12 protein-coding genes are annotated in these 14,457 nt (G+C 31.4%); all 12 read left to right on the top strand.

Annotation, left to right across the window (positions count from 1 at the left end; translation table 11 throughout):
* The coding region (locus tag ACIQ2X_RS17470; RefSeq protein WP_396180322.1) for a TCP-1/cpn60 chaperonin family protein at window positions 1-493 on the top strand (493 nt) is incomplete at its 5' end.
* Entirely contained in the window at window positions 493-879 is a 387-nt protein-coding gene (locus tag ACIQ2X_RS17475; protein WP_396180324.1) for a hypothetical protein, read from the top strand. The genes ACIQ2X_RS17470 and ACIQ2X_RS17475, both read left to right, overlap by 1 nt.
* A complete protein-coding gene (locus tag ACIQ2X_RS17480; protein ID WP_396180325.1) occupies window positions 876-1,118 on the top strand; it encodes a hypothetical protein in 243 nt (80 codons plus the stop codon). The genes ACIQ2X_RS17475 and ACIQ2X_RS17480 overlap by 4 nt, the downstream gene beginning before the upstream one ends.
* Window position 1,119: 1 nt before the next feature.
* Complete coding sequence (locus ACIQ2X_RS17485; RefSeq protein WP_396180326.1) at window positions 1,120-1,356, top strand: hypothetical protein; 237 nt, start codon at window positions 1,120-1,122, stop codon at window positions 1,354-1,356.
* Complete coding sequence (locus tag ACIQ2X_RS17490; protein WP_396180327.1) at window positions 1,341-1,850, top strand: hypothetical protein; 510 nt, start codon at window positions 1,341-1,343, stop codon at window positions 1,848-1,850. The genes ACIQ2X_RS17485 and ACIQ2X_RS17490 overlap by 16 nt, the downstream gene beginning before the upstream one ends.
* 27 nt (window positions 1,851-1,877) lie before the next feature.
* A complete protein-coding gene (locus ACIQ2X_RS17495) occupies window positions 1,878-5,609 on the top strand; it encodes an LAGLIDADG family homing endonuclease (RefSeq protein WP_396180328.1) in 3,732 nt (1,243 codons plus the stop codon).
* Window positions 5,610-5,683: 74 nt separating this feature from the next.
* On the top strand, window positions 5,684-8,467 hold the full coding sequence (locus ACIQ2X_RS17500; RefSeq protein WP_396180329.1) for a hypothetical protein: 2,784 nt from the start codon (window positions 5,684-5,686) through the stop codon (window positions 8,465-8,467).
* A gap of 92 nt (window positions 8,468-8,559) precedes the next feature.
* Entirely contained in the window at window positions 8,560-9,663 is a 1,104-nt protein-coding gene (locus ACIQ2X_RS17505) for a hypothetical protein (protein WP_396180330.1), read from the top strand.
* A 21-nt stretch (window positions 9,664-9,684) separates the two neighbouring features.
* Window positions 9,685-11,403, top strand: coding sequence for a hypothetical protein (locus ACIQ2X_RS17510; protein WP_396180331.1), 1,719 nt, complete (start codon window positions 9,685-9,687; stop codon window positions 11,401-11,403).
* Window positions 11,404-11,483: 80 nt separating this feature from the next.
* Complete coding sequence (locus ACIQ2X_RS17515) at window positions 11,484-12,446, top strand: hypothetical protein (protein WP_396180332.1); 963 nt, start codon at window positions 11,484-11,486, stop codon at window positions 12,444-12,446.
* Window positions 12,447-12,448: 2 nt separating this feature from the next.
* Window positions 12,449-13,111, top strand: a complete 663-nt coding sequence (locus tag ACIQ2X_RS17520) for a hypothetical protein (RefSeq protein ID WP_396180333.1) — start codon at window positions 12,449-12,451, stop codon at window positions 13,109-13,111.
* A gap of 40 nt (window positions 13,112-13,151) precedes the next feature.
* Window positions 13,152-14,457 (top strand): hypothetical protein (locus ACIQ2X_RS17525; protein ID WP_396180334.1); only part of this gene is annotated, 1,306 nt, incomplete at its 3' end.

A 14,457-nucleotide genomic window follows, 5' to 3' on the forward strand; every position in this document is an offset into this window, starting at 1 on the left:
AAAACAAACAATAAAAGACAGACTTGGAAAATTAGAAGGTGGTGTTGCAATGATTTATGTTGGTGGTGGTTCAAAATCCGACAAAAGAGAAAAAACAGATAGAGTAGATGACGCTTTAAAGGCAGTTAAATCTTGTATTGAAGAAGGATATGTAGCAGGAGCAGGAGTAACTTACTTAACTATTTCTAATATGTTGCAAGGAACTAATGAAGCCACACAAGTAATGAAAGAAGTTTTAAAAGCACCTTTCTTACAAGTTTATGAAAACGCAGGGATTGATGCTAATAAATATTTAGACTATGTCATAATGTCACAATATGGTGCAGGAATAGATATTGACACAGAAGAAAAAGTTAATCTTTTTGATATTGGAGTAATTGACCCAACAAAAGTAAGCAGATTAGCTTTAGAAAACGCAGTATCTGTTGTAAGTTTATTTACTTCTTTAGGAGCTTCAAGTTTTAATTCAGAACCTTTAATGCAAATGAGCTAATGAATATAAACAATATTAAAGTAATTGACGCAGAAATAATAAAAGTAAAAAAACCTCATTGGATTTGGTTAGCTATAAAAAGTAGATTTTTAAAAGGGAGAGAACCTTGGGTAAAAGAGAGAAGAGAAAAATGTGCTAATTGTGTTTACAATTCAAAGAACTTTAAAGAGAAGAAAACACTGAAACAAAAAACTCTAAAATTTTTCTCAGATTTACTATCCTTAGTGACTTTATCATTTCATAAGGATTTAGGACAATGTTTAAGTCCCACATGTGGTTGCAGTGTGCACGAAAAATCAAAAATAAAGGAGGAAGATTGTCCTGAAAATTATTGGAGAAGTATTTATGTACCAAACACAAGTCAAACAAAAAATGGAATAAAATGAATTTAGAACTAGGAACAGTAAAAAAAGGAAGTAGCATATCAAAAGAATTTACACTTCCAAAAATAATTAAGCAAAGTAAAGCGGGGTGCATGAGTTGCACTAAAGCAACATTTAATGAAAATAATTTAACAATCACTTATAAAGCGGTTGATTCAAAAGGGACTTGGAATAAATCAGTGACAGTAACCTTTGAAGATGATACAACAGAAAAAATAATATTCACAGTAAAAGTAGTATAAATTGAGATATAGAAACGAAGCTCTAAGAGCAATGCAGTTAATGCCAAGTAATTATAATTTAGGAGATGTTTTGTTTGCAGTTTTTCAAACAGAAGCAGTACAGAATGGAATTTCATTAGACTTTCTAAGAAGAATGGATGATGAAGATGTTTATACGAGAGTAGAACAAGCACTAAAAATTGAAACGGCGGAAAAAGAACTAACAGAAGAAGAAAAACAAGAATGGATAGCCAAATAAACAAACTATATGACATCATAGTACAAAAGTATGAGGATTATACTAACTACAATAAAATCGTAGAAAAAGAAAAAGAACAGATAAAAGAAAAAGATAAACTTCTTGCTTCTCAATTCTTTAAAGATAACGAAGAAACAGATAAAGGAAAAGAAGTAATAACAGACAAACTAAAACAACTATTTGTAGAAAAAGTTATCTTTTTAGATGTTTATGCAAAAGATGCTCAACTATTATTTTACAATCTATATAGTTTAGTTGAAACTTATATTCAGTTAGACAACGCACCAATCCTACCAAAGAAAATTACAGAAGCATGTGAAGAATATGCACATGTAGTACCAAAAACCCAAATGGTCGCCGAAAAAGAAAAACTACAAGAAAGAGTAAAAGGCACAATAGACGGTTATGTAAAAGCAACCTTAGAGAATGGAGCTTATGATTATTACATAGAAAAAATGGTTGAACAAATGAAACAACAAAACCCTCAAGATTAATTGGGGGTTTAATTATTTTAGTAAAGTATGAGTCAATATATAAAAGATTCTATAAAGAAAAATCTCCCCCATTTTAAAAAGTACAAAAAATATATAGAAGATAATGACTGGAGATTTTTAGTATGGGATGGGGTAGGAAAACCCAAAACTGACGTAGAAATAAGGAAATCAGAATTTGATGTACAAAATCAACTTGCTTTAGCTATTTTGAATAGAATGAAATTATTCGTAAAGAAAGCGGAGGGAGACCACCATTTAAAAATATTTAAAGACTTCACAAAACAAGCTTTAGATATTATAAATACACATACAGAAAGAGCTGATGATTACATATCAGTTTCTGATATTTCAAAGATTGAAGACGTAGATTTACGAGCAAGTGAGATAGAATTCCACAATCATTTATACACAACAGTTTCAAAAATAGATGATACAATAGCTTCTTTAAATATTAAAGATGATACAAGTCAAGGAGATGGAATAGAGTTTTGGGATAATAAAAAAGCTCCCCTAACTATGCATAAAAAGATTTCCAAAGCTTACCCTGAAGTACAAAGAAGATTAGATGCTATGGGAATTGACTTTATTACTCCACCAAATAACGATATGTTGCTTTACACAAAGGATGTTCCTGAGTGGAATTCTGATAAACACTATTGGGAACAAGATAAAGAAACCTTACAGTTTTATGTTAATGAATATAAAAAGTTAGAATCAGGTATAGAAATAGACGGGTTGTATATCTCAGGATGGCAATACTATCACATGAATATATTTACTACTCAATATCCAATAGAGAAAGTAAATCCTGTAACTAAAGAAGTAAGTTCAGATAACGTTATTGGAGTTCCTCCGTTCAGAGATAATGAGTTTTGGGTAATGGAAAATTTTGAAAAAGCTAGAAAAACAGACAAGATGTTGTTTCTAGCCGCAACTCGACGTGCTGCAAAAACAACTATGTTAGCATCAAGATTAGGTTATGCAAGCACAATTGGGAAGTTAAATTTAATATGTGCAGGAGGGTCAACAAAAGACTTAGACCAAATAGAGACTAATTTCAAAATAGACTCTCAAAATAAAAACACAGCATTCAGAATTCCAAATATAAACGATAGTTGGGATAAAAAAGTAGAACTAGGATTAAAAAGAAAAGATGGAAAAAGTATAGTAAATTCTATTTTACACGTAATTAACCTTAATAAAGGAGGAGAAAAATCATCAGAAATTTTAGCAGGTTATACCCCAGACGAAGTGATTATAGATGAAATTATGAAACTCCCTTTTACAGACCAATTAGCGGCACTAAAGCCTGCACTTGATTCTCCTTATGGAAAGAGAGCAACAGTTGTATTATGCGGGTGTGTTTGTGCAGGGACAAAAGTTTATACAAATAGTGGTAAGGTAGTTAATATAGAAGACATTCAAAAAGAAGAGGGTATTTTAGGATATAATGGAAAAGGTATATCGAAAGAACCAATAACTTGGATTAAACCACCTAATAAAAAATCTTGTTATAGAATAACAACTACTGGTAACAACACTATAGAATGCAGTAATGACCACCCTTTACTTACATCAAGTGCAACAAATTATGAAAAGGCTACCTTTAAAAAAACAGAAGATTTAAAAAAAGGAGATTTTTTATATTTAACTTATGATGCTCCTATTTTTGGTGATTTGTATAATACTGATGCTAGATTATTAGGGTTATTAGTTGGTGATGGGTATAATTCTAAAACAGGTTCAGAACTCTCTTTAGAAGGTGAAGATGTTTATAATTATCTACTTAAAAGCTACAACTTAAAAGTTATGAAAGAGTTTACAACTCAAAATAGTACAACATATAGAAGAGTTTATATAAAAGGCAGTGGTAAGATAACTAAATTTGCAGGGATAGATGGTTTAGTAAAAACAGAGAAAACATTTCCTAAAAATATAGATTTATACAATAAAGAATCTTTGTGTGATTTTTTAGGTGGGTACTTTGATGCAGATGGGAGTGTAACTTTTAATCGGGATAAAAATACTTTAAGAATAAGGTTAAATAGTATAAGTGTTAATTTAATAGAAAGTTTAAAATTTAATTTATTAAAATTAGGAATAGATTCTACCATATCTTTAAGTAATAGAAATATTTGCACACTAACAGATAACAGTAGATTACCTATATATGAATTGTCTATATCTAAACATGAAGATATACTAAAATTTTATAATAACATCTATTTAATTGATAGTAGAAAACAGTGTAAGATAGAAAATTACATAAATAATAAAGAAACTCCTATACGAGCTAATAAAAAAGCAAAAATTAAAACCTTTGAAAAAACATTAGAGGATAAAGGTAATTATTTTGTTGATAAAAAAAATCTTGATAATTTAAGAAGATTATCAATTAAAAGTATTGAATATATAGGAGAAAAAGATGTATATAACTTAACAGCAGGTAATACTAATACTTATATAGCAAATGGATTTATTACACATAATACTGCGGGGAATGAGCAGTTGGCTAAAGATGCTTTTACAGTGTTATCAGACCCAACAGCAAACGATGTTTTAGAAATGGCTTGGGAAACACTAGATAGTAGAGTTCCTTTAGAATATAGAACATGGAAAAAAAGACCTTTTGGTACTTTTATACCTGGTCAAATGTCGGCAAAACAAGGTCTTGTAAAAATAGACAGTAATTTAAAAGAATATTTAAAGTTAGAAGACGCACCAAATCTTGAAAAAATAAAAATAAAAGTAACAGATTGGAAAGTCGCAAAAGAAACAATAGAAAAAGACCGAGAAAAAGTAAAAAAAGACCATAAACTATTAACTAAAGAAACTCTGTATTTTCCTATCGACCCAGAAGAAATGTTACTATCTTCAAAACTAAATCCTTTTCCAAGAGAATATGCTGTAAAACATTTAGACAAGATAAGACAACTTGGTTTAACAGGTAAAAAAGCAGATGTAGTAAAAATAGATGGTAAACTAAAGATAGATTTTTCTCAAAAACAACTACCAAAGTTTCCTCACATTGGCGGGTTTCACGATTCTCCTGTAATATTTTTTGAAGAACCCCCTGAAGTAAAACCACCAAGAGGATTGTATGTGATAGGACTAGACGATTATAAACAAGAACAATCAGATACGGATTCATTAGGATGCTTTGTTGTCTATAAAAGACAATCAGGAGGAGACGAATGGGGAGATAGGATAGTAGCAATATATACAAGTAGACCTGACCCACATAGTAAATTTCATAAAATAGGATTTCTGTTAGCAGAAGCATACAACGCAGATGTTTTAATGGAAAACGAGGATATGGACTTTAAGTTATACCTCGACGGAATAAGAAAGACAGAAGAGTATTTAGTGCCATCATTTAATTTAGCAGGAGATTTAACTATAAACAGTAATACTAAAAGAGCCTATGGAATTTCGCCAAAAGGGAATAAATCAGCTATATTAAGTAAGGTTATAAGTTACTGTAACGAAGAACTTTCAAGCGAAGATGAAAATGGAGAGACTATAACAGGTATAGAGAGAATAAACGATGAAATGTTATTAGAGGAAATTATAAACTATAAAGATGGAGCAAACCATGATAGAATAACAACTTTTGGTATAGCTCTTATAATGGCTCACAAGTTAAACTCGGAATGGGTAGAAGCAAAATTATCTGATAATAGACCTGAACAAGTTAAAAAAACACATCACATAAAAAGAGTTTTAGGTGGAAGTAGAAGAAGTAGATTACTCGGTTAAATAGTAAAATTATAAGGATTTTGCAAATATAACACTAATAAACTAAATTTGCAAATTAAATAATCATAACCTAAATGAGTGATAGTATAAATCACGCATTTTTTTCAAACTTAGCATCAAGTGGGAGTTATTCGGACTCGCTACCTAATCAGACGAAAATTTCAAGTAAAAAGAAAGAATCGTTTAAAAAAGGAACACTTGACCGACTTGAACAAATTGCGGAGAAACAATATATAAGAAATCAAGAACTTGTCAAATTTTACCAAATGGTAAGAGGCGAACTTGTTTATTCTGATTATGCTTTATCTGATGTTACTAATGAAATATTAGAACTTAGAGAAGAGGCAGGTATTCCCGCACATGCGAAACACTACGACTTTCTAGGACTTATTATAAATCAAATAAAAGGAGAATATCCTAACTTTAGAGATTTATATCAAATATCTACAAACGATGAAGAGTCTGATAATGAGTTTATGCGTGACCAAGAAGCCAAAGTTAAAGATTGGCTTGTTAACCATTTTCAATTAGAATTAAAAGAAGGTCTTTTAAAAAGAGGAATTAATGTTGATACTCAACAACAGTTTCAATCAGAGGAAGAAAAACAACAGTATTTACAACAAATCCAGGCTGAAAAAGACAAACTATTACCTCCTGAAAAAATACAGGAAAATTTATTAAAGTCTTTTAAAACAGTTGCTTCGGAATGGGCTGAAAAAACCTTAGAAAGAGATTGGACAAGAGATGACTTTAATATGGAGCACGATAGTTTACTAGAAATAGAAGACTATATGCTAACAGGTAGATGGTTTAGACATTATCACATAGGTTACGACTACTATAAACCAGAACGTTGGCATCCTTGCGAAGTGTTTTTTTCAGAAGATTTAGATATTAGATTTCCACAACAAGCAGAATATGTAGGTAGACTTACATTTATGAGTCCGTCTAATATAGTTAATAGATGGGGAGATAAAATTCCAGAAGATATTCAAAAAAGACTTTTAGGTTTTTACAATGAACCAAGCGAAACAGCAGGAAACGTAAAAACAAACAGTTTAGAAAAAATAGTTCAAAATAATTTTGGGCAAACACAAATAGTTCCATTTGAAGGTTATCACGATTACGACTTGACCTTGCAAATGCAAAATCTTTTTGATACACCATTAGGAGAGACAGTAGTTTTAGATAATGGTGAACAGAAAAAAATACCCGCATGGTTTTCACCTTTACAAAGAGGTAACTCTTTTATGAATAATCATTACGCTAAAAATCTAAGAAGCGACATTATACCAAGAAACGACTTAATACAGACAGTAGAATGTTATTGGAGAAGTTGGAGAAAAGTAGGAGTATTAAATTACACAACAGAAGATGGGTTTTTAGACACAGTATTTGTAACAGATGATTTACTTCCGCACTTTTTAAAGGAAAATGAAATCAAAGTTTTAAGAAATACTACTTTAGAAGAAGCCGAAAAAAATCCACAACCAAATACAGTAGTTTGGGATTGGATACCTGAGGTAAGATGGGGCGTAAAAATAAAAGCACATAATTCATTCTTAAATGAAGACTTATATATAGGAGGAGACCCTGCGCCTGTTCAAATGAAAGGTAGTAGTGAAGTATATGACGTTCAGTTACCTGTGGCGGGTTATATAGGGGATTCCATGGCTAAAAAACTACATCCCTATATCATTAAGCATAACATAGTAATGAACCAAATATACTCTTTGTTAGAGAAAGAACTTGGTACATTCTTTTTATTTGATGTAAAATATTTACCATCTGAATATAAAAACAACACAAATGTTCGAGAATCACTTGAACAAATGTATGACATTATACAAGATTTAGGAATAGTTCCTGTTGATACTTCAAGAGCTAATATGGAAGGCTCTGCACCTCAAATGAATGCTTTTGGAATGCAGAATATGGATTTCACAGCTCAAATTAATAATAGAATGTTGTTAGCCACACAGTTCAAATTACAAGCATTAGAACAAATTGGTATTACACCACAAAGATTAGGAGTAGCAAGTCAGTATTCAACAGCCGAGGGTATAAAACAAGGAATGACGGCAACTTATGCTCAGACAGAGAGTATATTCAATGTAATGTCTGTTTCAAGTAAAAAAGCTAATCTTTTACACTTAACTGCTGCACAATACGCACAAAAAAATTATAAAGATTATTTTTCCACATTTACAAAATCAGATGGCTCAAAAGCATTTATAGCACTATCTGACCCAAATTTCCCACTTAGAAACTTTGGACTTACATGTGTAAACTCATCAACAGATAAAAAAGAGTTGGAGCTTTATAAACAAACAATGCTTCAAATCAATACAGCTAATAATGATATGTTAGCATTTGCAGAAATTGTCTCAGCTAAATCTATGACCGATGCTATTGATATAGGTAGAAGAAATAGAATGGAAGCAGAAGCTCAACAAGAAAGACAAAGACAGCATGAATCAGAACAGAATGACAAACTTATTCAAGCTGACAAGGATATGGAAGCTTTGAAACATGAAAGAGCTAAAGAGCTTGAACATATTCGTGGTGAGTATAAGTTGGAAGATTCATATTTAGGAGCTCTTGGACGTGCATCTGATAAAGATGCAAATGATTTAAGCTATGACAGAATTGATAAAGGACTTCAAAATACTATTCAAAATGATTTTAAACAACAAGAAATCGGTTTAAAAGAACAAGACCACATTAGAAAAGTGGAAGAGGGGTTAACTAATGTAAAAATAAAGTTACAGGAATTAAAATTAAAGCAAAACGAACAAAGAATTAAAGAAAAAGCGATAGATACTCAATTACAAACAAGTTTAATAAATAAGAACTAAATTACAAACTTATAAATTTTATAAGTGCTATTAACCTAAAATATAAGGATTTTTCATATATAAAAATAATAACATAAATTTGCAAAATAAAAATGAACCAAGAAGAAACCACACAAGAATTTTCATTTGAAGACATAGCGAGTCAATTCTCAGTTGAAGCTCCGTCAGGAATAACAGAAGTAGAATTAGATTTAACAGATGAAAATGAAGAACAACTTCCACCTGTACCGACTACGGAATTAGAAACACAAGAACCTAAAGAAGAAGTCGCTCCAAAAGAGAAAGAAAATAAAACTGTACAAAATTTTACTAATTATAATAGTGTAGTAAAAACATTATTAAATTCAGGAGAGTGGGAAGATATTCTAATAGAGAAAGAAGACGGAACAGAAATTAAACTATCTGAGTTAGAAGAAATACCTGAAGAAGAGTTTAAACAAATTATTGAAGACCAAAAAGCTTTAAAAGCTGAGGACGCAAAAGATAAATATGTTCCTGTTGAAAACCTTTCGGAAGATAAAAAAGCTATTTTAGACATTTTATTAAAAGGTGGCGACTTAAAAGAAATATTTAAAGAACCACAGGCTTTAGTAAAACCTTATACAGAAGAATTAGGTTGGGATTTAGATAATGAAGTACATCAGCAAGAAATTGCTTTTAGAAAATATAAAAGATTAGGTCATTCGGATGCAAAAGCAAAATCTTTAGTTGAGATAGATATTAAAGAAAACGAACTTGACCTAGTTGCTAAAGAAGAAGTAAAAATTTGGCACGAAGATTACGATAACAAACTTAAAAAAATCGCCCAAGATTTAGAAGCAGAAAAAATCGCCGAACAAGAAAAACTAAAAGAGTATAAAAGTAATCTAAATAAGTTAGCAAAAGAAGCTCAGTATCCTGAAACACTTGTTAAAAAGATAGTAGATTTAGGAACTAAAAAAACAGAAAACGGTAACATTGCTTCAGACGAACTTTACGAAAAACTTATAGAAGACCCAAAAGAGGCACTTGAATTGATTTTTTTCATGGCAGATAAAGAAAAATATCTAGCCGAAAAAATGAAAGAAGTAAAAAGAGCTACTCAAATAGATGGTATGAGAAAAATAAGTAGAATCGCCAAAGAAACATCTAAAAAACCTGTAGAAACAGAAACTTCAAAAGAAGACACGTTCTCAGTAGAAATCTTAAACAATTAACAATTTAAATAAAAACAAACAATGAGCGTAACACAATCACCAATTAAGATGATTCACAACGGTGACTTAGTGGTAGGTATGACAAATAAAAAGACTGTTCAATCTATGGCAGGATACTTTGATACTACTACACTAAGTTCATTCTACGAACAAGACCCTGATAAATACAATTTAGGTCTTATTAAACTATGGGGGCAACAAGCTAAAACTTCTTACCCAATCTATCAGGCTTTGATGGAGAAAAAAGCAATGTTAAATGTAAGTGGAGCAGACGGTTCATTTACTTATGAAATTGCAATCAAAGATTCAGGTAAGTGTATGACTATCCGAGACTATTCAACTTCTTATCCTAATGCAGGTTTAGATGGTTCTATTTTTAGAATTGCCTTAAATAAAAGATATGCACCAGGTGTAAAACTTACAGTTGATTTAATGTATGGAGAGCATCAACTTATTGTTACAGATGAAGAACCAATTCGTCAGATTCCTGGTGGTTGGGACATGCCTGTAAAATTAACAGATGCGGATAGAAATGCTTCTTATGATACTTCTTTATTAGTTTCAGGTATTCAATATTTCCAAGTAGGTCACTCTGTTTTTGGAGAGTATGGTACAAACTATGAGAACTTTGATTTAATGGATACTCCAACCACTATGAAATGTATGTTCCAACTAGGAAACATGAGTGGAGCAGAGTCTTACATGACAGGTAGAGCAGGAATGAAATCTTTCTCAGGAGCATCTTCAAGAGCTAAAGAATATTTAAGTGAATTAGAATCAGAAGCAAACAACTACGGAGAATTCTCTTTCATCACAGAAGCTACAAATGTAACAAAAGGTGAGAATGGAAAAGTAGGATTTAAAAAAGGAAGTTTACACTTAGGAAGTACTATCCAAATGTTGCTTCATAAAAAACACCAAAAATCAGTAGCAACAGAACTTTTATTCCAAAAAGCGGGTACAGTACAAGGTACTAATGGTATTACTAAATTAAATGAAGGTATTTTCCACCAAATCAGACGTGGTAAATTAATTCAATATGGTAGACCAATGGGTATTACTCGTGCTCACATTATGGAAGCTGTTCAATATATCTTTAGAGTTAGTGATTTAGCAGAAGAATTAAGATTTGTAGAATTCTCTGTAGGTACTTATGCTAAACAAAATATGTATGAAATCTTTAAAGATGAGATTAATGCACAAATGCCACAAATTGAAAGATGGTTAGGAGCAGATGGACAACTACCAAAACCTGTTGTAACAGGAGCAGATAATCTAAACTTAGTTTTAAACCCTGTACGTTTTGTAGAATGTTATTTACAAGGTATCGGAAAAGTTAGAATTAAACACGACCCTGCTTTAGACCACTACCCAGGAGCTGATAGATTCCAATCAGGAATGTTCCAAGGTGGTTTAGCACACACAGCTTACTCAATGGTAGTATGGGACGTTGCTGACCAAAAATATAGTAACAACAAAACTTTACCACAAGGAGCAACTTTGGTTGAAGGAGCAGATGCAGGAGCTAACATGTATATTGTTAAACCTGAACAAGCAATGACATATTGGGGTTCTGAAAATGGGCGTTACTCAATGGAATCAAATGCTAACATTGTATCTTCAAGTAAGTACCAAACACAAGGGTTCTGGATTTATTCGATTTGTGCCTCATGGGTCGCTGACCTCTCAAGATATGTAATTATTGAGTTAGACCCTTCTTACAGAAACGGATTAAACTAAGAATAAAATAAGTAGAGAATCCCTCTGAAATATGGGGGATTCAAAACTTAAAATAAACCAAGAAAAAATAAAAACCAAAAATGAGCGAAAAAATAACCGTATACAAAAAAGGAAACGGAGAAAAATTTGAAATTGAGATTGGTAAATCTTATCAGATTATAAATAAGTTTGATGCAAATGCATTAGATGGTTTCCAAAAACACAGAACAACAAAAGTACTAGACCCACAGGCATCTGTAACGAGAGTTCCTTTAGCTATTTGGGATGGTCAAAAAATGAGTTATGATATTGCACTTGATGAAAATTCAACAAGATTAAATAACATATTTAAAGATAAAGAAGACTTACAAAGACATTTAAAAGTAGTCACAAAAGAGATTTATAATAAACTGTTGTCTATCTATGGAAAAGATAAATTAGACGCTAAAAACACAGAATTTTGGGATGATTTTTGTTACCATATAACAGCAGATAGTGTTTTAAATACAAATAAGCCTTTAGAATTAGCTCAATTATATTTCCTTATCATTCATGGTAAATTAGCACCTGTAGGTTTTGAAAGCGAAAATCTTTTCAAAAAATGTGCACAATTTTCAGTTGAGAATAAAGAGACGGTAGTTGGAGCAACACAAAAAAGAGAAATTGAGAAAAATAAAGCTATTGCAAAATTCGTTAATTTATTAGATGATGATAAAGAAGAATTGGCAACTTTATTAGAATATATAGGTATTACAGGGTTAGATGAAGCCGATGAAGCATTAATGAACTCTGTCTTTACAAATTGGTTGGATAAAGACGACAATCAAAATCCAAAACAATTCCTAGAAGTTTATGAGAATTTTCATAAATCACATGCAGGAAGAACTTACATAAAAATATACAGAGCTTTAAAAGAACTGAATAGAAAGAAAAAAGTTAAAAAAACTATGGACGGTGTAATATTTGAAGATGAAGTTTTAGGTAAAGATTTTAAAGAAGCTTCAAAAACTGTTCAAAATTCTTCCGCATTACTAGAAAAGTTAGCAATTACACTAGATGAATAAAAATGACAGCAAATCAAACCTATGAACGTTTCATAATTAAAATAAACGGAAATGCCACAACAGAACAGTTAAGTTGTGATAAAGGTAGGTTTGCAAATATATACAACAATCAACAGAATAGAATGATTGAGTATATATTAGAAAAAAGGTTTGAAGATGATATTAGGTATTTACAAAAAATATTAGTAGACGATAAAAAATTAATATCATCTTCAGTTCACCTTAACCATGTAGACTTTAAACTACCAAAAGATTTATTTGACCACTCAAACTTATACTGCCTTGTTTCTAAAGGTGAGTGTCAAAAACAAAGAGTAAGTTGTTTTGAAATAAAAGATGATGACAGAAACAACATTTTAGAAAATGAAATGTTAAACCCCTCATTTAAGTACAGAGAAGCACCTTACCACTTTTCATCTGATAAACTAAAAATCTACACAGCAGATGAATTTACGATAGATTCAGCATACCTATCCTACTATCGTTATCCACAACAAATAAAATTAGTTAACCCAGAAAATCCTGAAAGTGATTTCTTATCACATCCAGAATTTGATGATAAATTAATAAATAGAATAATTGATGCTTGTGTATCAGAATTCTTTTTAAACGGAAATAATGAAAAATTCCAAGCTGAAAAAATAAATTCAGTGCAAAAACCTTAATAATAACAATCAACAATAAATAATTTAAAACAAACAAAAAATGAGTTTAGACAATTCACAAAACAGAGCGTTTTTTCCTTTAGATGGTAAAGTACTTACATCTGGAGGTTCATTAAACGTAACTGAGGGTGTATTAGCAGTTGTGGATAACGACCCACAAGCACTTACACAAAACGGAAAAAAAGTAGTTTCTAGTTTTGTAGGTTTACCAAAACATAAAGATTTCCAAATCTTGTTAGGTAAAAAAGACCTACCTGTAACAAGAAGTACAGACAACAAGCCTTATGCTTCATTACCATTCAAATTGAGCGAGGTAGTAGATTTAAAAGTATTTGCGCCAAAATCAGTGGGAGTAAAAGTAGATGATTTTATAGTAGGTTTCAACGGAACAGATGGAACAGAATTAACTTTAAAAAATACTTCTTCTTCTGTAATTGAGTTAACACTTTGCGGAGAACCTATGTTACAATTAGGTTACAAAACAGGAGAAGTTACAGTGGCTGTTACTTTGCAAGCACCTTACGTAGATTCTGATGGAAATGTATTGGAAGGAGAATTCGCTACAATGCAAGAAAGAGTAGAATATGCAGTAAAAGAATTCCAAAGAATGACTTTATTAGGTGGAGCACCAATTACTGATTACGTAGACATTATTGCTGTAAACAGTGAAAACGGAGCTTTATCAGGAACAGCTTACACTTTTAGAAGTTTGACAGTAACTGATGCAGGAGATTCAAATGCTTTTGCAAGAGTTCAAGCTCAATACCCTACTTACAAAGTAGTAAAAACTGACAGAATTGGAGATGAGAAATCTGTATATACAGTATTAGTTCCTTCAGCAACAGTTTTAGCTGACTTTGAGATTACAAGTGCAGGAAGCGTAAAAACTTGTGAAGATTGCCCAAGTGGTTTCACAGCAACTGATGCAGGATTTGTATACCACATTACAGTAGAAGATGATGGAGCAGATTTGTCAGCAACAGTAGATAACTTACCAGGAACTGTTTCAGGTTCTATTTCAAGAAAAGGAAATGTAGACGGAGTAGGAATTTATACACTAGTTACAGATGACGCAGTAACTGATGCAGAAATTGCAACATTTAAAGCATCAACAGCAGTACTTGGAACTTCAGTAGTAACATTTGTAGGAGAGGTTTCTGCAATCTGTACTGTTGTTGGAGAATCAGGATTTCCTGATGCTGTGGTAGATGAAATTGCATGGGTATTAGGTAATACTTGTTATGCTACAACTAAAACTTTTGAACTTACTGTAGCAGATGATGATTGTGGTAATGCAAGATTAGCTGAGATACAATCGGCATATCCTAATTTAACTATCGCTGTAA

Source organism: Flavobacterium sp. (genome assembly GCF_044368625.1).
Taxonomy (GTDB): Bacteria; Bacteroidota; Bacteroidia; order Flavobacteriales; family Flavobacteriaceae; genus Flavobacterium.

Bases quoted from the DNA above. Each gene is read 5' to 3' on its own strand.
- ACIQ2X_RS17475 (WP_396180324.1), top strand. From the start codon at position 493: ATGAATATAAACAATATTAAAGTAATTGACGCAGAAATAATAAAAGTA.
- ACIQ2X_RS17480 (WP_396180325.1), top strand. From the start codon at position 876: ATGAATTTAGAACTAGGAACAGTAAAAAAAGGAAGTAGCATATCAAAA.
- ACIQ2X_RS17490 (WP_396180327.1), top strand. From the start codon at position 1,341: ATGGATAGCCAAATAAACAAACTATATGACATCATAGTACAAAAGTAT.
- ACIQ2X_RS17495 (WP_396180328.1), top strand. From the start codon at position 1,878: ATGAGTCAATATATAAAAGATTCTATAAAGAAAAATCTCCCCCATTTT.
- ACIQ2X_RS17500 (WP_396180329.1), top strand. From the start codon at position 5,684: ATGAGTGATAGTATAAATCACGCATTTTTTTCAAACTTAGCATCAAGT.
- ACIQ2X_RS17505 (WP_396180330.1), top strand. From the start codon at position 8,560: ATGAACCAAGAAGAAACCACACAAGAATTTTCATTTGAAGACATAGCG.
- ACIQ2X_RS17510 (WP_396180331.1), top strand. From the start codon at position 9,685: ATGAGCGTAACACAATCACCAATTAAGATGATTCACAACGGTGACTTA.
- ACIQ2X_RS17515 (WP_396180332.1), top strand. From the start codon at position 11,484: ATGAGCGAAAAAATAACCGTATACAAAAAAGGAAACGGAGAAAAATTT.
- ACIQ2X_RS17520 (WP_396180333.1), top strand. From the start codon at position 12,449: ATGACAGCAAATCAAACCTATGAACGTTTCATAATTAAAATAAACGGA.